Source organism: Streptomyces sp. NPDC006516 (assembly GCF_040611875.1).
GTDB lineage: Bacteria > Actinomycetota > Actinomycetes > Streptomycetales > Streptomycetaceae > Streptomyces.
This window is the reverse complement of sequence record NZ_JBEXPD010000006.1, coordinates 123,194-140,915: the sequence shown is the minus strand read 5'-3', so window position 1 is coordinate 140,915 and position 17,722 is coordinate 123,194. Positions and strand designations below refer to the sequence as shown.

General features: G+C 70.9%; 18 protein-coding genes and 1 pseudogene. 8 read left to right on the top strand and 11 right to left on the bottom strand.

Annotation, left to right across the window (positions count from 1 at the left end):
• Positions 1-39: 39 nt before the first annotated feature.
• Positions 40-963 carry a hypothetical protein gene (locus ABZY45_RS18910; RefSeq protein WP_356741325.1) on the bottom strand — a complete coding sequence of 308 codons (924 nt, stop codon included), beginning with the start codon at positions 961-963 and terminating at the stop codon, positions 40-42.
• Between the two features lie 309 nt (positions 964-1,272).
• Between ABZY45_RS18910 and ABZY45_RS18905 the strand changes: the two genes are divergently transcribed.
• From ABZY45_RS18905 to ABZY45_RS18885, 5 genes are all read left to right on the top strand, one after another.
• Positions 1,273-1,629, top strand: coding sequence for a GYD domain-containing protein (locus ABZY45_RS18905; RefSeq protein ID WP_356741324.1), 357 nt, complete (start codon positions 1,273-1,275; stop codon positions 1,627-1,629).
• A gap of 132 nt (positions 1,630-1,761) precedes the next feature.
• Positions 1,762-2,697: a class I SAM-dependent methyltransferase gene (locus ABZY45_RS18900; RefSeq protein ID WP_356741323.1), complete on the top strand. Its 936-nt coding sequence runs from the start codon at positions 1,762-1,764 to the stop codon at positions 2,695-2,697.
• Positions 2,694-3,206 carry a hypothetical protein gene (locus tag ABZY45_RS18895; RefSeq protein ID WP_356741322.1) on the top strand — a complete coding sequence of 171 codons (513 nt, stop codon included), beginning with the start codon at positions 2,694-2,696 and terminating at the stop codon, positions 3,204-3,206. Before ABZY45_RS18900 ends, ABZY45_RS18895 begins: the two co-directional genes overlap by 4 nt.
• A gap of 145 nt (positions 3,207-3,351) precedes the next feature.
• Positions 3,352-5,394: a DUF4139 domain-containing protein gene (locus ABZY45_RS18890; protein WP_356741320.1), complete on the top strand. Its 2,043-nt coding sequence runs from the start codon at positions 3,352-3,354 to the stop codon at positions 5,392-5,394.
• 8 nt (positions 5,395-5,402) lie between these two features.
• Complete coding sequence (locus tag ABZY45_RS18885) at positions 5,403-6,962, top strand: DUF4139 domain-containing protein (RefSeq protein ID WP_356741319.1); 1,560 nt, start codon at positions 5,403-5,405, stop codon at positions 6,960-6,962.
• 144 nt (positions 6,963-7,106) lie between these two features.
• On the opposite strand, the gene ABZY45_RS18880 is transcribed toward ABZY45_RS18885, so the two are convergent.
• On the bottom strand, positions 7,107-7,556 hold the full coding sequence (locus tag ABZY45_RS18880; protein ID WP_356741317.1) for a spore-associated protein: 450 nt from the start codon (positions 7,554-7,556) through the stop codon (positions 7,107-7,109).
• 350 nt (positions 7,557-7,906) lie between these two features.
• Here ABZY45_RS18880 and ABZY45_RS18875 point away from each other — a divergent pair, with 350 nt between their 5' ends.
• The 3 genes and pseudogenes from ABZY45_RS18875 to ABZY45_RS18865 all read left to right on the top strand — a co-directional run.
• Positions 7,907-8,461, top strand: coding sequence for an AAA family ATPase (locus ABZY45_RS18875; RefSeq protein ID WP_356741315.1), 555 nt, complete (start codon positions 7,907-7,909; stop codon positions 8,459-8,461).
• Positions 8,462-8,653: 192 nt separating this feature from the next.
• Positions 8,654-9,034, top strand: coding sequence for an AraC family transcriptional regulator (locus ABZY45_RS18870; protein ID WP_356741313.1), 381 nt, complete (start codon positions 8,654-8,656; stop codon positions 9,032-9,034).
• A gap of 40 nt (positions 9,035-9,074) precedes the next feature.
• Positions 9,075-9,215: pseudogene (locus tag ABZY45_RS18865) on the top strand (pyridoxamine 5'-phosphate oxidase family protein); the annotation flags it as partial.
• Between the two features lie 101 nt (positions 9,216-9,316).
• On the opposite strand, the gene ABZY45_RS18860 reads toward ABZY45_RS18865, so the two are convergent.
• The 9 genes from ABZY45_RS18860 to ABZY45_RS18820 form a co-directional block, all read right to left on the bottom strand.
• Complete coding sequence (locus ABZY45_RS18860; RefSeq protein WP_356741311.1) at positions 9,317-9,871, bottom strand: XRE family transcriptional regulator; 555 nt, start codon at positions 9,869-9,871, stop codon at positions 9,317-9,319.
• A 6-nt stretch (positions 9,872-9,877) separates the two neighbouring features.
• The gene (locus ABZY45_RS18855) at positions 9,878-12,103 is read right to left on the bottom strand and encodes a helix-turn-helix domain-containing protein (RefSeq protein ID WP_356741310.1); all 2,226 of its coding nucleotides are present in this window, start codon (positions 12,101-12,103) and stop codon (positions 9,878-9,880) included.
• 242 nt (positions 12,104-12,345) lie between these two features.
• A complete protein-coding gene (locus ABZY45_RS18850) occupies positions 12,346-12,516 on the bottom strand; it encodes a hypothetical protein (protein WP_356741308.1) in 171 nt (56 codons plus the stop codon).
• 190 nt (positions 12,517-12,706) lie between these two features.
• Positions 12,707-13,822 (bottom strand): AI-2E family transporter, encoded by a 1,116-nt coding sequence (locus tag ABZY45_RS18845; protein WP_356741306.1) that lies wholly within the window; start codon positions 13,820-13,822, stop codon positions 12,707-12,709.
• A 159-nt stretch (positions 13,823-13,981) separates the two neighbouring features.
• Entirely contained in the window at positions 13,982-15,232 is a 1,251-nt protein-coding gene (locus ABZY45_RS18840) for a M20 family metallopeptidase (RefSeq protein ID WP_356741304.1), read from the bottom strand.
• Between the two features lie 199 nt (positions 15,233-15,431).
• Positions 15,432-15,704, bottom strand: coding sequence for a hypothetical protein (locus ABZY45_RS18835; RefSeq protein ID WP_356741302.1), 273 nt, complete (start codon positions 15,702-15,704; stop codon positions 15,432-15,434).
• A complete protein-coding gene (locus tag ABZY45_RS18830) occupies positions 15,704-15,943 on the bottom strand; it encodes a hypothetical protein (RefSeq protein ID WP_356741300.1) in 240 nt (79 codons plus the stop codon). The genes ABZY45_RS18835 and ABZY45_RS18830 overlap by 1 nt, the downstream gene beginning before the upstream one ends.
• Before the next feature lie 282 nt (positions 15,944-16,225).
• On the bottom strand, positions 16,226-16,864 hold the full coding sequence (locus ABZY45_RS18825; RefSeq protein WP_356741299.1) for a LysE family translocator: 639 nt from the start codon (positions 16,862-16,864) through the stop codon (positions 16,226-16,228).
• Positions 16,865-17,120: 256 nt separating this feature from the next.
• Positions 17,121-17,687 carry a tellurite resistance TerB family protein gene (locus tag ABZY45_RS18820; RefSeq protein WP_356741297.1) on the bottom strand — a complete coding sequence of 189 codons (567 nt, stop codon included), beginning with the start codon at positions 17,685-17,687 and terminating at the stop codon, positions 17,121-17,123.
• Positions 17,688-17,722 lie beyond the last annotated feature (35 nt).

Sequence of the window (17,722 nt, the reverse complement as noted above, 5' to 3'; positions counted from 1 at the left end):
GCGGATCGGGCCGCTTCGAGTCCTGCGGTCCGGAGCAGCTCAGAGTTGGCGGTCGACCTTCCCTTCCCTCATCAGTTTCTCCAGCTCGGCGTCGGACAGCGGATGCACGCTGTTCAGGAGACGCCGCAGCCCGGCTTCGTCGAGGGTCTGGCTGGTGACCTCGAACTCCGCGTCGGGGTGGCGCCGGGTGAGGGTGACGCCGTGGCCGCCGCCTGGCAGGTCGCGGACCGTGCGCATCTCGCCGTGCACGTCCACCCGGCAGGTGACGTCCTTCTCCACGAGGTCGGAACACGTGGCAGTGGGCATGAGCAGCGAACGCACCGTGAGGCCCACGAGCGCGAACTCGTCCTGCCGGGCGGAACGGTATTCGACGCTGAAGGAGGCGGGCCCGGCCGTGGCACGGGAGACCTGCATGCCGGACGGAGCAGGGGCGATGTACAGCAACTCCGCATGCTCCCGGTACCGCGCGACCTCCGCTTCGTGCTGGCGCTGCCGCGCCTGCGCCGGGCCGAGGAAACCCCCGTAGGCCACCCCTGCCGCCAGCACCGCCACCGCCCCGAGCCGTACCCACCGGCCCGGTACGAAGAACGCCGCGGCCACCGCGTACGGCACCCCGGTCAGCGCGAACCGCGTGCCGGCGCTGCCCAGGTCCACATCCCCACCGTAGGCGGCCACACCGGCCAGAACGCCGGCGGTGCCGAGGACGAAGACCAGTACCGCCCAGCCGATCCGCTGACGCGCGGAGCTGCACGACGGCACGACCGTCCGTACCGGTACGCCCGCAGTGGCGAGCAGACCCACCGTCAACGGCACGCCCAACAGCAACAGCGGAGCGGCCATGCCGGCTCCACCGCCCCAGGCCGCCGCCAGCAAGCCGAAGCCGAGCACCGGCACGGCGGCCGACATCGTCGCCCAGACCAGGAAGAGGTGCAGGGCCGTCCCGGCCCGTCTGCCGCTCGTCATGGCGCGGAGTCTGTCAGCCGGCGCTCTCCCGCACATGAGTTCGCGTACTCAGCCGAGAACTTGGCGGCCACGAGCGGCGCCAGGCGATCGGCAGGCCTGTCCTCCGTCCTGGTGGACTCCGCTGGGCGGCGGTTCGTCGGGGCGGGCCGCAGACCCCGTGACCACCAGGCGTAGCGCCCCACCGACCCTCGTCCGTCGCGTCGGGGGCCATGCCGGTCGTCATGGCGAGCTGTTCGGGGGAAGCCCCGCTGCCCCGGATGCCTCCCCCGCCCGACGGGGCACTCATCGACGAAACGAAGGAGAGACACGATGCCGCTGTATCTGTCGAGGTTCAGCTACACGCCGGAGACATGGGCGAGGCTGATCGGCCATCCCGAGGACCGCGCGGAGGCCGCTCGCTCGTACATCGAGTCCGTCGGCGGGAAGCTCCACGGCTTCTGGTACGCCTTCGGCACGCACGACGGCTACAACCTGTGGGAGGCACCGGACAACGTGTCCATGGCCTCGGTCGCACTGGCGATCAGTGGAGGCGGCGCGCTCAGCTCGTTCGAGACGACGGCCCTCCTGACCGTCGACGAAACGATGCAAGCTCTGCGCGGAGCCGAGCAAGTCCGGTACCGCGCACCCGGCGTCCGGCGCGAGCGAGTCACGGAAACCGACGGGTAGAGGCGGCGGGCGCCTCTACGGCCAGGCCCTCCTGCGGGCCGACCGCCGAGTCGCGCACCCGGCCCGGAGCCCTCGCGTACGGCGCTTGCGGCCAGGTCATCGGGGCGAGCCCGGGGGTCGTAGGGTTCTGCCGTGCTACAGCTCGAGATTTCCGACCTCATCACGGCGGTGGACCCGCACACCGGCCACCGGCTCCCTGTTCGGCGCTCCGAGGTGATCCGGCAGCTGCGCGCGACAGGCGACGAGCGCGCGGCCCGGATCGTCGGCCGCCTGCCCACGGACGAGGACGGCGTGCTCGACCCCCACGCGGTGGACCGCTTGCTCGTCCTCGTGCACACCGAGCTCCAGCGCCTGAGCGAGGAACTCCGGATGGGTGAACGCCTGGTCCACGTCCTCGGTCCGCTCTTCACCGCGATCCGGGCAACCACCGGACGGGCCGGGCCGTACCGGCTCGTCGATGTCGGATGCGGCCTGGGCTACCTGGTCCGCCGGCTCGCCGCCACCGAAGCGCTCGGGAAGGACGTCGAACTGGTCGGAGTCGACCTCGATGCCGCGCTGGTCGGCGAAGCCGACCGTCTCGCCCGGGCCGACGGACTCGACTGCCGCTTCGTGCACGGGAACGCGTTCGACCTCCCGGAAGCAGCGACCGTCTATGTCTCGACCGGCGTGCTGCACCACTTCCGCGGGCCGGCTCTGGAGGAGTTCTTCCAGGCCCAGGCCGCCTCTCCGGCGCTCGCCTTCTGCCACTTCGACATAGCGACGAACCGTCTCGCCCCCATCGGCGCCTGGGTCTTCCACCGTGCCCGGATGCGCCACCCACTCGGCCGCCACGACGGAGTGGTCTCCGCCCTCCGCGCACACGGCGACGAGACTCTGCTGCGGGCGGCCTCGGCCCCCGGCATCCGGGCACTCCTCTACGAGCCTCGCAGCGTGGCGAACCCGTTCTGCACCACCTTGCGCCCCGTCGTAGGGGTACGCCCGCACCTGGAGGCCCCCCTGCGCCAAGCCCTCGGGCGCGCCGCACGCCGCCTGGTCGGTCCGGAGCACTTCGCGGTGAGCACCCGATGAGGCCCGCCGTACTGCTCGCACTCCTGGGACTCGTCGACGCGGCGTTCAGCGGCTTCCGCGCCTACGCGGGCCGCGATGCCCGGATACGTAAACAGCGGGCCATCGCCCGCGCCGCCCTTCGTGGGCTGGCCGTGGGGGCGGTGGCCCTCCTCGCTCCCGCACTGTCGGCCTCGTGCCTGCTGCTGGCGACGCCCGACCCTGCCCGGACCTACACGGCGCTGACCGCGGGAGCCATCGGCTACCTGTTGCCGCTCGCGGGCTACGCCTTCGTCGTACTGCTCTCGCTCGCCGCCTACTTCTGGCTCCCCTTCCGTGCCGGCACCCTCGCCATGGTGATCGGACTCGGGCCCCTGACCCTGCTCCGCCCCCTCGCCGTCGCCGCGGCCTGCACCGGCGCGGTCCTCAACGGCGGAGGCGGGCACTCCTTGCTCGTGGGCGTGGTCGCGGGCGCCGCCGTGCTCTGCGTCGGCCCGGCCGTGCACCGGCGCTGGTACTCCACCGTGCAGTAGCGGTGCGGCCGGCCGCGCGCCCCAAGCCCGGTGTGGCCGTGGGACTACGGTCGCGCGGGCCCTCCCGCGCGGCCCGCACCTGCTGTCATGACGTACGGCGCAGGTCCTGGCGTAGGCTTCGCTCGGCGTGGACAGGGGGCGGGGCATGACGGCCGAAGCGGCACAGCGGTGGGGATCGACCCTCGATTCCGTGGTGGTGTACGAGCAGGGCGCGGTCTGCCGCCGTCTGGCTCGGGGAAGTGTGCCGCCTGGCGGCAGGGTCCGGGTGACCGGGCTGCCACGTTCGCTGGACCAGGGGTCGCTGCGAGCCCGCGTCCTGGGCACCTCCGGGGCGCGTGTCAGCGAGGCCCGGGTGGAGGTGGAGGCGGAGCCTCTCGGCATGTCCGCACCCGGTGAGCTGCGGCGTGAGGCCGAACGGCTGAGGGACGAGTACGCGGCGGCGCGGGCACGCAAGGACCACGTGCTGGGGCGGATCAAGGAGATGGCCTCTCTGCGGCCTGTCCCTCCGGCCCGTGAACGGGAGGATCCCCACCGCGTCGCCCCGGTCGACGCATGGCTGGAACTCGCGGATTTCGTGGACGAGCGCCTCGCGGGGCTCCATGCCTCTCTCGTCGAGGTGGAGGAGACACTGCTCCGCGTGGAGCACGAACTCGACGTCGCCTCCGACAGGCTCGCCCGCGCGTCCACCGACGTACCGTCAGCGCCCGTCGACACCACGGTCTCGGCTCTTCTGATCCTGGACGCGTCCTCCATGCGCGACGCGACCGCGGAGGTGGAGCTCGAACTGGACTACGGGGTGCCGGGCGCCGTCTGGGTTCCGGCCTACCGTCTGACGTACCGCCAGGGCGAGGACCGCGGCCGTCTGCTGCTGCGTGCCTCCGTCGCCCAGCGCACCGGCGAGGACTGGACCGGCGTCTCCATCGCGCTCGCGACGGCCGACCTGCGGCGCGGCACCGACCTGCCGAGTCTCCGCTCGATCAGGATCGGGCGCCGGCAGGCCGCCGCCGCGCCCTCCGGCTGGCGAGAGCCTCCCGCTGGTCTCGCCGACCTGTTCACCGGATACGACACCTCGGGGCCCCGCCCGGTCACTACGGCCGTGCCGGCGGTGGGCGGGGCCGGTGCCGCGCCCCCGCCACCGCCCGCTCCCCCGGCGTACGGCGGAGCACCGCCGGCACCGGGTGGTCCAGCGCCGCAGCCCGGTGCTCCCGCACCCGTGGCGCGCTCTGTGCGAGCCCGGACGGGCGCCGGCGGGGCTTTCGGCGGCTCGTCCCCGGCCCCTCTCGCCCCCATGTCCCCCGCGGCCCCCGGCGCTGCGGCACCGCCTCCGGCGCCGTCCATGGCACCGGTGGCCGGTCCGCCCCGGCCGAGCGGCGGCGACCTCGACTACGCCGCCCTCGTCCTCGCCGGTCCCGAGGAACAGGCAGGGCGCCGCGGCCGGCTGTTTCCCGGCTCGGCCTTCGATCCGGTGGCGGCCGAGCACCGCCGCCGCGCGGAGGCGGTGGCCTCGTTGCCCCTGCCTCATCACGCCGTGCGGCCTCGCGAGTCGGCCGGTTCCTTCGACCACCGCTTCGACACCGCTGCCCGTGCGGACGTTCCGTCGGACGGCGCCTGGCACACCGTCACCGTCGGCGAGATCCCTGTCGGCGCACACACCGAACACCTCTGCATACCCGCCGTGGAACAGACCGTCTACGCGACGCTGGTCCTCTCCAACGCCACCGATCAGTCGTTGTTGGCCGGCCCGGTGGAAGTCATCGTCGACGACGACTTCCTGCTGACCGCGGCTCTGCCCACGCTCGCCCCCGGCGGGGTCCGCCGAGTCGGGCTCGGACCGGCGGAGGGTGTTCAGGTCACCCGGCGTACGCATGTGAACGAGTCCACCTCGGGGCTGCGCAACAACATCACCGTGCTCGACCACCGAGTGCACGTGGAGCTGGCCAACCGCCTCGCCGTCCCCGTCGCTCTCGAGGTGCGTGAGCGCGTGCCCGTCACCTCGGAGCCCGACGTCCGGATCGAGGAACGGGCCGACTGGAGGCCGCTGGACGACGCCGAGCCGGGTCGGCACGCTCCGGGAACCCGCGCATGGCGACTGGACCTGCCCGCCGGCGGCACCGCCGTGCTCGACGGCGGCTACGAGATCCGCATCCCGGCCGGCAAGGCCCTCGTCGGCGGCAACCGCAGGAGCTGACACACGTCATGACCACAGCCCCCGACCCGATCGGCCTCCCCGTCACCGCCGTGACCTGTCTGGAGGACCGCGCGCACGTCGAGCGTGCCGCCGTGCTCGACCTCGTGGCGGGTGTTCAACGGCTGCGCCTCGGCCCGGTCAGCGCGCTGGCCGTGGACCGGACCCTGCATGCCGAGCTGACCGCCGATCACCCGGCGTCCGTACTCGACGTACGGATCATCCGCAGTTGGTCACCGCGCGGACCACTGCCGCACACCGACGACTCCGCCCTGCGCCGGCGAATGCTCACCGTGGAGGCCGAGCTGCTCGCCCTGGGGCGGCGGCGGGAACGGCTGGAGGTACGGCAGGAGCTGCTCGGCCGCCTGGCGGCCGATCTGCTGCGGGACATCGGCGAGGGTGCCGGATCGGGCGTGACCGACAGGGCCCGCTGGACCGTGGAACTGGACCGGGTCGACGGCGAACGCGCCGTGTGCGGCGAGGAACTGCGCACCGTGGCAGAACAGTTGTCGGACCTCGACGAGGAACTCGCGCAGATCGGAGAAGCCTTGCTCCTGTCCGAGCAGGAACCCTCCGAACTCGTCGCCCATGTCGAGCTGACCGTGGACTCCGCGAAGGCCGGGCCGGTGGAACTGGCCCTGAGTCACCTCACCCCGTGTGCGCTGTGGCGGCCTGCCTACCGGGCCGTGCTGGACGGGGACTCCCTGACCCTGGAGACCGACGCGATGGTCTGGCAGCGCACGGGCGAGGACTGGCAGGACGTGCGGCTCACCTTGTCGACCGCCCGCTCGGCGCTCGCCGCCGACCCGCCGCGCCTGGCCGAGGACCGGCTCACGCTCACGGACCGCTCCGCCGCGGAACGCCGCACCGTCGACGTGGAACTGCGCGAGGAGGAGATCGGTTCCCTGGGCCCGGCCCCGGCGCTGGGCCTGCCGGGGGTGGACGACGGTGGCGAGACCCGGGTGCTGAAGGCCCGATCACAGGTTTCGGTGCCCGGCGACGGTCGCGCCCATCGCGTGCCGCTGTCCGCCTTCACGGCGCCCGCACGCAGTACGTACACCTGCTCGCCGGAGCTCTCCCCTCTGGTGCACCGGGTCGTCCGGTTCGACAACGCGGCCGGTCACGCACTGCTCGCCGGTCCCGTGGACCTGGTCCGTGACAGCGGCTACTGCGGACGCGGCACGATGGATTTCACCGCTCCCGGCGCAGCCGTCGAGCTCGCCTTCGGCAGCAGCGACGATCATCGAGTGGTCCGGCGGGCCGAGGAGACCCGGGAGACGGCCGGGATCACCCAGCGGACCGTCATCACCCGCACGGTCCGTCTGAGCCTCTCCCGGTTCTCCGCGCCCCAGGAGCAGGGCGACCACGTGGTAGCCCTGCGGGAGCGGCTGCCTGTCTCCGAGGTCTCGGCGGTGGAGATCCGGCTACGGCGGGAGAGTTGCTCCCCGCCGCCTGCGGGCGTCGACTCCGAAGGCATCGCCCGCTGGGACGTGACGCTGCCGCCCGGCAGCCGTCGTACGGTCACCCTCGTCTACGAGCTGTCGGCGAGCGCCAAGGTCACCGGGCTCTGAGGCGTACGCACGGATCGGCCGGAACGCTGCGCGATCCCGCGCCGCCTGCCACGCGTGCACGGCCTCGCGGTGGCCGCCCGCTGCGTGGACGGCGAGGCCGAACTGCGGCGGGCGGCGCGCGAACTCAGGACCGGTGCCGCTGGATCAGCGGATGGTGGTCCTGCGGACCTCCTTCAGCGCGGCGCAGTTCGAGTTCTCCACCGACACGTAGATGTTGGAGATGCTTCCGCCCCAGCTCACGCAGTAGCCCTTGCCGTAGACGTAGGCCGGCCCCGCGTACGACGTGAAGTTCCCCGAGTCGTCGGCCCACTGGTCGGTGGCGGGGACGTAGATGTACGTGGACATGGACTTGGCTGTGCCCGGGTTGGCGCGGATGGTCGCGACGCAGTTCTTGCCGTTGGAGGAGTTGTACGTCAGGTAGACGGTGCCCAGGGAGCCGACCGGCACCGAGTTCACGGTCTTGTAGCCACTGCCGCACACGCCCTGGGGCGTGACGTTGGGTGCGGCCGACGCGGTCGTGGCGAACGCGGTCGTGGCACCGAGCGCCAGCGCGGCCAGCGCCCCGACGGTTGCGATGGAACGGGCGTTTCTCATATATCCCCCTTGTGTCCCTGAGAGCTGTTTGCTCCTACTTGATGTGACCCTCGAGTGGTGCCGATGGTTGTGCCGCCTTCGGGCCCAGATGTGACGGGGCTCTCACCGGTGGCTTCTCCACGAGGACGGGGGTGTGGCACACACCGCGTGAGGACGATCAACGGCGGTGGACCTCGTCACCACCCGCAGGCCCCGCCGCCACGTCGAGCGTGGCAGCATAGGTGACCCACGTGAAGCCTCTGGACGCAGCGGACATGATCTTGTGGTGAGAACTGTCCTACCAGGGCTTCACGCCTGCCCCCAAAAAGGGCTCTCGCATCGGGCATGCCGTCTGTACATGAGAGGTCCGCGTGGACACCGAGCTGGGTTCCGCAGTCGTCCTGATCACCGGCGTGATGGCCGCGGGGAAGTCCACCGTGGCCGAACTGCTGGCAGGGCAGCTATCCCGAGCTGCCCACGTGCGCGGCGACGTCTTTCGACGAATGATGGTGTCCGGCCGGGAGGAACTTCTGCCTGAAGAGACCGCCGAGGCCAGGTCTCAACTGGAACTGCGCTACCGGCTGTCCGCGCTGGTGGCCGACGAGTATGCGCGCCACGGCTGGACCGCGGTCGTCCAGGACATCGTCCTGGGGGAAGACCTGAGCCGGTATGTCGCCAGGGTCCATACCCGCCCCCTGTACGTCGTCGTGCTGGCTCCCTCCGCCGCAGCCGTGCAGAGCAGAGAAACGGAGCGCCCGAAGACCGGATACGGCACTGCCTGGACGGTCGACGCCCTCGACCACACTCTGCGCGAGGAGACGCCGCGAAACGTCGGCCTCTGGCTGGACACGTCGGAGCAGACGGCGGACCAGACGGTCTCAGCGATTCTCGACAACCTGCACGCCGCCCGGGTACAGGCTGGTTGAAGGTCACCGCCAACTCGACCGGATCAGGTCAGGGGGCGAACGTAGGACACGGGGCGGACCGATCAGGAATCGAGAAGCACTGGCGGCCGGACCGCGGTTAACGTCATGGGCATGGACCTCTCCGCGGCCTCGGCCCGTACACGTCCTCAGCATGCACCCTGACCTCGCTCGCCCGGTGGAAGGAGTTACCTCATGTGTCATCCAGGGTTGAGGCGCGCCCTCATCGAGGCACAACGCCGGGAGGACTTCGCGCGGCTGAGGCGCGTCCGCGACCGGATGGACAGGGAGTACGCACAGCCTCTGGACGTCGAGGCGCTCGGCCGGGACGCGAACATGGCGGCCGGTCACCTCAGCCGGCTGTTCAGGCTCGCGTACGGACGGTCGCCGTACGCCTATCTGATGGCGCGTCGTATCGAGCACGCGACGGCGCTGCTGCGGCGGGAAGACGTCGATGGCGGCGAGGTCTGGCGCACGGTCGGCTGTGCCTCGCAGGCCGTATTCCACGCCCGTTTCGGCGAGTTGACCGGGAATCCGCCGGGCGGGTACCTGCCGGTGGCAGCGTCTTCGTCGTGACGGAGCAGGTCCGCCTCTGACCGCGACCGCCGAACCTCCCTCCAGGACCGGTTTCGATCCGAGAGGTCTCGCCGAGCCCTACCAGTACTTCCTGATTCGGCCTCAGCGCATCCAGGCCTGGCGGGAGGCCGACGAACTGCAAGGGCGAGATCTCATGCGCGAGGGCCGCTGGCTGGGCTGATGCCCGGCCGACGCGGGCATCGCAGACGTAGCGGGTTCACGTCGGCCATGGCCGCGTGGCTGCGCTCCAAGGCGGTCGGGCGGCCTCGACGCCTTACGGGCTCACAGGTCGAACGCGATGTGCTCCAGGTCCGTGTACTCGACGGCCAGTCCGGCCGCGCGTCGGCCGCCGTCCTTGAAGTAGACCTCCTGGAGGCCTTCGGCCGCGATGTCCCGGAGCTGCTGATCGGAGTCCCCGCGGTCCCGGGCCTCGAACAGACGAGCGGCGTACGTCGGCGGCAGGGCGACCGTGAGGTGCCGCAGCCGGGCGTCGTCGGTGGTCCCGGGCGCCGCGGTGTATCCGAAGCGGGCACGCGTATCGATGACGAGACCGGTGCTGGTGGCCGCGGCCTGTTTCGCCTTGGCACGGATCTGGGGCTGCCAGCGCTTCTTCACCTCGTTCTCCAGGCGCAGGGCGAGGTCCTTACGGGGCCGTTTGATCTGGTCCTTCACATACCGTTCGACCGTACGCTGGGACACGCGCAGCATCTGGGCGACCGCGCGCGTGCCTTTGTACTGCTTGACGAGGTAACGCATCTGCGCCCCGGCGGACTTGGGGACGGGACGGGTGAACGCCTGCTCCACGGCCCGGTCGAGGCCCTCTCCGAACATGCTCATGGCGTACTACTCCCCCATGTCCGCAGCGGTGACATGCCCGTCCTTGATGTAGCGGGCGAGGTTGAGCTCCTGGCCGTGCTCCTCCCGTACGCCTTCGGCCCACAGGACGGTCTGGGAACCCTCGTGCTTGACCATCCCGGGCGAGACGCCGAGACGGAAGCCGCCCGGCAGTGGTTTGCCCTGCCGGTAGGGCAGGAAGTCCAGAGGGCTCGGCCCCTCGGCGGCGTACACGGCACAGTCGGAGAGGACCGCGACGGGATACCTCCCAGTGAAGGTCGCGTGCTTCAGCATCTTGCGGTGCATGTTGACGCGCGCCCTGGAGATGACGGTGGCGCGGATGTCGGGGCGCCACGTCGGACGGGAGAGAGCCCTCCACGCTTCGCCGGGCTTCCAGTTCTCGCCACGCGGCCGTTCACGCAGTTTACCGATGCCGCCCTTGACGGTGGCCTTCACAGCGGACAGCACGACGGCCAGCTGCGGGTCCCGCTCGCGGTAGCCGTCCATGGCCGCCAGGAACTCTTCCGGAGAAAGATCGGCCACGACGCCGAGGTCGGCCATGGTGGATACGTAGGCGTCGCGCAGCCGGTTGTACCAGCCGTCCAGATAGCGGCCGTTCTCCAAGCGCACGTAGGCCTCGGTGGGGGCCACGGTGTGCCCGAGCTCCACCGCGTACGCCACGGTGGGTGTCGCGTACCAGGCCGGCCCCTGCGGCCGGTCGCCCCTCGGTGTGAAGGGCGAGGGAAGTCGTTCGTCCAGCTCGATGTGCGAGAGGTCGACCAGCCAGGAACCCGGCAGTTTCGGGTCGAACACGGGGCGCTCGATGTGCGTCGGCGCCCCCAGGCCGACGATCGCGCCGTTCGCTCCGGCGGCGAAAGCCATGTTGACGTCGATACCGACGACGTAGCGCAGGGCGTACTCGTCATCGGTCATCGGTCGCGCCCAGTCGTACGCCTCTTCCATCAGCATCTCCGCCGGCCCTCGCTGATGGAACCGGGGCAGGTGCCTCAGCAACGGGTGCCCGTCGGGGGCCTCGCACGGCGCGCAGTCGACCGGCTCACTGCCCAGCGATCCGGGGTTGTACTCGCTGTGCCGCTTGCCCGCCCCGTCCGGCACGCCCGCTCGGGTCGGCGGGTGGAGGGCGGTCATGAGTTCCAGGCCGGTCACGGCTGTGGAACCGCGGGGGGTCATCACGCGCGACGCGTACGTGCCGAGCATGCGGGCGATGTCGGGAGCAGGCAGCTGGGCCGCGTCGCCCCAGTGCCGGGTGTCGAGCGCTCCCCAGGAGGGGAGGCACAGCTGGACACAGGCCCGCCTGCCGCCTTGGGCGGGGCGGTAGATCCTGGCCCACGGCCCGAGCCCTCGCTTCGTCAGTTTCCAGTCGGCGCGGGCCAGTTGCCTGACCGCTCTGTGGTCGTCGGGAACCCGCCCGGACAGCCGCTCCTCCTGGCTGAGCCGGGTGGGCAGGCCGTAGCGCTCGCAGGCGGCCTCGGTCAGGACGAGCAGCGGGTCCTGGTCCTTCCCCGGACCGCTCAGCCTGGGAGCCCCGAGCTTCGCCTCCGACAGGGTCCACTCGACCAGCGCGGGCAGAGATCTGGCGGGCACATCCAGGACGAGGCCCCCGACGCAGTGGGCCAGGACGTGTCCGTCCTCCACGTCGAGGACGGCGAGCGGTCCGTTCTCGAACCGGGGATCGACGGCGGTGGCCTGCACGGGCCTCGCGGCCGCCTTCGGCGTCACCGTCCGCTTCGTGGCCGGGCGACGCTGCGGGGACGAGGTCCTTGCAGTACGTGCGGTACGTGCCGCTTGGCGGGAATGCTCGTCGACCGCCGGCGACGGCACGGCGGCGGGCGGCGGTGACACCGGGGCGCCCGCAGGCTGCGGTGATTTCTCCGCAGGGGCGGCCTGCGACGGGGGCGCGGTCGCGGGGGCCGTCGGCCCTCGGTGTGCGTCCGCGGGCGCGGCGAAGGCGGGTTCAGGGGTGGGGAAGCGGGCGGCGAGTCCCGCCAGGAGCCGTGCGTATGCTGCGCGCTTCGGTGGCCGGGGCTCGGTCCTGCCGCTCTCCCAGCTGCCCACCGCCTCTCGGCGTGCGTCGAGGGCGCCGGCGATCTGTGCCTGGCTCAGCCCGGCCGCCTCACGCAACCGTTTACGCTCGGCGGGGGCGGGCAGCTCGTCCTGCGCGACCTGATCCAACAGGGCGTCGACTGCTCCGAACAGCTCGTTCTCAGCGGACACGGGGTCACCTCCTGCGACCACCGTACCTTCGATCACTCCATGAGCCGCGCATGGATCGCACACGGAACGCACTGCGGAGGTGGGGCGGCGGGAGCGCCCGGCAGCCTGGAGCACCTGCCGGGCACTCATGGCAGTGGCTGGGTCGATGGCGCCCCGGGCTGGTGCCGGGACGGACGCCGCGCGCAAGGCGCCTGCCACCGGTCCTCACCGGGGCAGGCGCCTGTCCGCCTCTCGGCGGGTACTCACCGTCGACCGGTTCGCCGTCCGTGGCCGATTCCCGCGACGTGCAGGGCCAGCAGGCCCAGTCCGATCAGCATGACGTTCACCGAGCTGAAGACATCGTTCGTCGTGATGTCGGCAGCATTGATCAGAAAGGCGATGAAGAAAAGTACAGCTGCGGCGATTCCCAACATGACCGGCTCCTTTGTTTGTTGGAACACGCGTTCCCCCATGTCCGTGATTCAGACCTGCGGGATGCGCAGCCGGTCCGGGCTCCGGTCCTTCTCGCGGGTGGCTGGATTGCCACCGGCGCAGGAACACGGACAGAAAGGGCGGAAAGCGGCACTGCCCGGCCCGTTCCCCGGGCCGGGCAGCGCTCCGGAGTCACGAGGCGGCGACAGCCCCGCTCGGTGATGTCTGGCTCTCCGGCTCCTGGACCGGATCGCTGAGCTGCTCACGCACGTAGTTCCAGATCACGGCGATCACCGCGGCGACGGGCACGGCGAGGAGGCTGCCCACGATGCCGGCCAGACTGCCGCCCAACGTCACCGCCAGGAGCACCACAGCAGCATGCAGGCCGAGTCCACGGCTCTGGATCATGGGCTGGAAGACGTTGCCCTCCAGCTGCTGCACCACCAGGATGATCGCCAGGACGATGAGTGCGTCGGTGGGGCCGTTCGACACGAGCGCGATGAGTACGGCGACGAAGCCCGCGAAGAGGGCACCGACGATCGGCACGAACGCGGACACGAACGTCAGAACCGCCAGAGGAAGCACCAGCGGAACGCCCACGATCCACAGGCCGATGCCGATGAGGACGGCGTCGAGCAGGCCGACGTAGGCCTGGGAGCGTACGAACTCGCACAGTGTCGTCCAGCCGCGCGCGGCCACGGTCGGGACATCGGTGGCGAGACGTCCGGGCAGCTGACGGCCCAGCCACGGCAGGAACCGGGTGCCGTCCTTGAGCATGAAGAACATCAGGAACACCGCCAGGACTGCGGTGACCACCCCGTCGACGACGGTGCTCACACCCGTGAAGACAGTGGTGACCATGCTGCCGACGCTGTCCTGGATGCGCTCGGTCGCGGAGTCGAACGCGCCGGTGATCTGGTCGTCGCCGATGTTGAGCGGGGGGCCTGAGGCCCACTCGCGCAGCCTCTGGATGCCTTCCACCACACCGTCGGCCAGATCACCGGACTGGGATGCCACGGGTACAGCGATCAGGGCCACGACCCCCACGGCGACGAGAAGGAAGAGCACCGTCACCACCGAGGCCGCGAGAGCCGGGGGGCACCCTCGTCTGCGGAGAAGACGCGCGGAGGGCCAGGTCAGCGTGGTGAGCAAGAGGCCGACTATGAGCGGCCAGACGATCGACCACATGCGGCCCAGGACCCACACGGCCACAGAGGCCATGACCAGGACCAGGATCAACTCACCCGAGACGCGTGCCGAAGTACGCAGAGCGGCGCGGGTTTTGGTGGAACTCAACGTGACAGACATGCGGGTCACCCTATTAGCCACGGCCCGGCCCTCAGGCCACCCCTGTCCCCGCATGCACAGGCGCAGTGGTAGCCGCCCGCCGACGCTTCGTCCCCGACCGGCTCCCACTCACCGGACGCGCCACGCGTGAGCCGGGGCGGGCAGCCTGCCGCGTGGACCTCAGTCCGAGAGCCAGGAGAGCGTCGCGACGACGAGGGCGCTCACGCCGGTGTCGAGTGTGGGCTGGAGTACGGGGGCGAAGTGCGGACTGTGGTTGACCGGGACGTGTCCTGCGCCTGCGCCGTCGGCCGTCGCGAAGAGCGCGGGGTCGGAACCGCCGATGCCCCAGTAGGTGAACGGTACGCCGAACGCTCCGGGGATCTTGCTCATGTCCTCGCTGGCGGTCTGCACGTCGACGGTCTGCGCGTCCTCGCCGAAGTACCCGGCGAACGCCTCCGCGACCCTCTGGGTCACCTCGACGTCGTTGACCGTCGGGGGGAACGAGGTGATCTTCTCGATCTCGGGCGGCTTCGGAGCACCGGACGCCTGGCACTCGGCCGTCACGACCCGCTCGATGGCCGCCAGCACCCGGGCGCGCGAATCGTCGTCGTACGTCCGGACGTTCACCTGGATGACGGCTCGGTCCGGGATGATGTTGGGGTCGGTGCCCGCGTGGATGCTCCCTACCGTGACCACGGCAGGGGTCAGAGCCGCCACCTCACGGGAGACGATGGTCTGCAGGCGTACGACGATCATGGCGGCCATCACCACCGGGTCCACCGTGACCTGCGGCATCGAGCCGTGCCCTCCCCTGCCGTGGACGGTGATGCGCAGACTGTCGGCCGCCGACAGGAAGGATCCGGCGCGGGTGCCCACGTAGCCGGCCGGGTAGGGCAACACGTGCTGGGCGAGCACCACATCGGGGTGGGGCGCCTTGGAGGTCAGACCGTCCGCGAGCATCGCGTCCGCGCCGTCGCCACGCTCCTCCGAGGGCTGGAACAGCGCCACGAAGGTGCCTTTCCACGCCTCCTTGCGCTCGGCCAGCAGGCGTGCGCAGCCGACCAGGGCGGCGACGTGCATGTCGTGCCCGCAGGCATGCATCACAGGCAGCTCGGTGCCGTCACTCCCGGTCACGGTCGCCGTGGAGGCGTAGGGCAGGCCCGTCTGCTCCCGGACCGGAAGGGCGTCCATGTCGGCCCGGGCCATGACGGTGGGGCCCTCGCCGTTGACCAGGATCCCGATCACACCGGTGCCGCCGATGCCGTCGACGACCTGGTAGCCGAGGGCGCGCAGGGAGTCGGCGGCCTTCTTCGCCGTACGGTGCTCCTGCAGGCCCAGTTCGGGGTGGCGGTGGAGGTCCTTGTAGAGATCCTCGATGTCGGACCGGATGCTGTCGAGGCCTTCCAGCACGACACCGGCGCTGTCGGTCATGCTGACTCCGTCCGGTGGCTCGCGTGCTACCTGCTCCTGCCGAGGCTACCGGCCGGAGTGACGTGGCAGGCAGCCAGGGCACCGCCGAGCGCGGCGCGCCCGCCGTCGAGCGCCCTGAGAGGGCCCCCTCCGTGCCCCTGGGACCCGGCTGCGGCAAGGGCGTGATGCGGGATCGAGGGACCGCCGGGAGCGCGCGAGCTCAGGCCTCGATGTAGGCGATCACCACAACGGTATGCAGTGCAGTGACGAAGTACAGGACACGCACGTCCTCGACCTCGTCGGTGTACTGGCGCAGGGCGGGCTGCCCCGCCGGGCCGGATGCCGTGGTGCCGCCGATGGGTTCACCGATGTCGGGGTCGACGCTGACGGCGACGAGAGTGCGGTCGAGAGCATGCACGGCGCGTTCGGAGAGCTCTTCCAGTTGCTTGGCCGCGGAGTCGCTGAACGCGATACGGGCTCGCCTGGGAGCCATCAGGCGACGGCGGGGCGTACGTCGGCAAGCTGGGCGAGGCGAGCGTCGCGTAGGTCCTCCCAGGGGGTGCACTCGTCCAGCGAGGGCAGGCCGTTGGCGGCGATGTCCTCGAGAACCGCGGCGAGGCGGTCGGCGTTCGCACGGGTTCTGGCGGCGTACGCGCGAACCGCGTCGGCGGCCTCGGGCTCCAGCGGCTTCCGTTCTGGTGAGGGGTCGGCAACGGCCGGCTGCTCGCTCATCGAGGGCTCCAGGGGGCGGACTTGGCGTGGCCCTTCAACGGTATCCCTCGGCCCACCGGCTGGTCACCCACTCGGGCAAACCCCCGCCATCCGCTCAGGCATGCCTTTGGCTGCTCGGGCAGCCTGTCAGCCCCTCGGACAGTTCCTCGGCTGCTCGGGGCGTGGTCGGTGCGGACTTCCGGCGATCCGGGCGCAGGGGTGGAGGAACCGCAGCCGGCTCGACACCCGGGCACGCCCCCACCGTTCCCACGGCATTGCCGCGAGTACGCCACGGTCCAGGGATCATTCCTTGCGCCCAGTCACCGCCACCGTGACTCCTAGGCCGATCATCGTCAGGCCGCCGACGCCCCCGACCAGGGAGAGCCGGCGGGGGGAGCGGGCGAACCAGTCGCGCCCCGTTGCCGCGACGAGTCCCCACGCGCTGTCGCAGGCCACGGCGATGATGTTGAAGACCAGCCCCAGCACGAGCATCTGCATCACGACGTGGCCTTGTGCTCGGTCGACGAACTGCGGAAGGACGGCAGCGAAGAACACGATGGTCTTCGGGTTGGCCACACCGACCGCAAAGCCTTCCCACAGCGTGCGCAGACCACCCTGTGTGGACGTCTCCGCCGAGAACGCGGCCTGCAGTGAGGCCCGCTGCCGCCACGCTCTGACGCCCAGATACACCAGGTAGGCGGCACCGACGAGCTTGAGCATGGTGAACACCAGGACGGACCGCTCCACGACCGATCCGACCCCGAGAGCCACGGCGACGATCAGCACGTAGGCGCCGAACGTGTTCCCCACGACCGTGGTGAGCGCCGCGCGGCGTCCTTGTGCCAGGGCTCGCCCGATCACGAAGAGCACACTGGGACCGGGTACCACGATGAGGAGGAACGACATAGCCGCGAAGGCGAGCAAGCGCTCAGCAGAGACCATGCCGCCCATGTAAACACGGGCGACATCGACCGCTCAGCCCTTTTGATTTTCGAAGCACGGCCGCTCTCGGCCCGGGCAAGGGCCGGGGCTCAGCGAGGTGCCGTCGCATCACCGACGCTCACGCGCTCGCGCGGCCTCCTTAGCTCTGTCCCGGAGCCTCGCCGCGATGCGCTCAGCTCGCCTGCGCACGCCAGGTCGGGCGCCGAACGAGCACGCTGCGCCCCGGCGTGCAACAGGCCGCCCTCTCGGATGCGGATCAGAGCTGGAACTCCGCGGGGGACAGCCCGAGTGCCGTGCACGCTTCCAGAAGGACCGCGTGCTCGGCCTGTGAGAAGTTGCCGTCGGCGCCGGCGATGACGATGCCGGTCTGGAGTACGGCACGTGCCTCGGTCGGCTTCTTGGCCGTCTTGACGATCTCCTGCATCGCGTCGGCCTTGCCCTGCTGGAAGTTGAAGGTCAACTGGTCGACGTGCTTGCCGAAGCGCTGCCGCAGCTGCTCGGGCGGGAAGTTCTGCAACACCTCGTTGCCGAGGATCATCGACTCCACGTGCTGGCGCTCGGCGGGGTCCACGTGCCCGTCCGCTGCCGCGACGAGCGCGCACATGGCCATGCTGGCGTCCCGGTACGCGCCGCTCTTCAGCTCCGTCTTGAGTGAGGCGAGCTGCGACTTGAGCGTACTGACCAGCTGGGCACGGGATCCGCCGCTGGACCCGTGCGATCCATGCCCGCTGCCACTGCTGGTTCGTCCGCCGCTCGCCCCCCGCGCGCCCTGGGACTGCTGGAGAGTCCTGGCCTGATCCTTGAGCCGGTCCCACACTGCCATTGAGGTCACCTCGGTCTTCGTCTGCATGATCGGTC

What these genes read in the sequence shown, in the direction of transcription:
- ABZY45_RS18905 (WP_356741324.1), top strand. Translation starts at nt 1,273, where the DNA reads ATGCCGCTGTATCTGTCGAGGTTCAGCTACACGCCGGAGACATGGGCG.
- ABZY45_RS18845 (WP_356741306.1), bottom strand. Translation starts at nt 13,822, where the DNA reads ATGTCTGTCACGTTGAGTTCCACCAAAACCCGCGCCGCTCTGCGTACT.
- ABZY45_RS18840 (WP_356741304.1), bottom strand. Translation starts at nt 15,232, where the DNA reads ATGACCGACAGCGCCGGTGTCGTGCTGGAAGGCCTCGACAGCATCCGG.
- ABZY45_RS18820 (WP_356741297.1), bottom strand. Translation starts at nt 17,687, where the DNA reads ATGGCAGTGTGGGACCGGCTCAAGGATCAGGCCAGGACTCTCCAGCAG.
- ABZY45_RS18825 (WP_356741299.1), bottom strand. Translation starts at nt 16,864, where the DNA reads ATGGTCTCTGCTGAGCGCTTGCTCGCCTTCGCGGCTATGTCGTTCCTC.
- ABZY45_RS18870 (WP_356741313.1), top strand. Translation starts at nt 8,654, where the DNA reads ATGTGTCATCCAGGGTTGAGGCGCGCCCTCATCGAGGCACAACGCCGG.
- ABZY45_RS18885 (WP_356741319.1), top strand. Translation starts at nt 5,403, where the DNA reads ATGACCACAGCCCCCGACCCGATCGGCCTCCCCGTCACCGCCGTGACC.
- ABZY45_RS18835 (WP_356741302.1), bottom strand. Translation starts at nt 15,704, where the DNA reads ATGGCTCCCAGGCGAGCCCGTATCGCGTTCAGCGACTCCGCGGCCAAG.
- ABZY45_RS18895 (WP_356741322.1), top strand. Translation starts at nt 2,694, where the DNA reads ATGAGGCCCGCCGTACTGCTCGCACTCCTGGGACTCGTCGACGCGGCG.
- ABZY45_RS18830 (WP_356741300.1), bottom strand. Translation starts at nt 15,943, where the DNA reads ATGAGCGAGCAGCCGGCCGTTGCCGACCCCTCACCAGAACGGAAGCCG.
- ABZY45_RS18850 (WP_356741308.1), bottom strand. Translation starts at nt 12,516, where the DNA reads ATGTTGGGAATCGCCGCAGCTGTACTTTTCTTCATCGCCTTTCTGATC.
- ABZY45_RS18910 (WP_356741325.1), bottom strand. Translation starts at nt 963, where the DNA reads ATGACGAGCGGCAGACGGGCCGGGACGGCCCTGCACCTCTTCCTGGTC.
- ABZY45_RS18890 (WP_356741320.1), top strand. Translation starts at nt 3,352, where the DNA reads ATGACGGCCGAAGCGGCACAGCGGTGGGGATCGACCCTCGATTCCGTG.
- ABZY45_RS18880 (WP_356741317.1), bottom strand. Translation starts at nt 7,556, where the DNA reads ATGAGAAACGCCCGTTCCATCGCAACCGTCGGGGCGCTGGCCGCGCTG.
- ABZY45_RS18860 (WP_356741311.1), bottom strand. Translation starts at nt 9,871, where the DNA reads ATGAGCATGTTCGGAGAGGGCCTCGACCGGGCCGTGGAGCAGGCGTTC.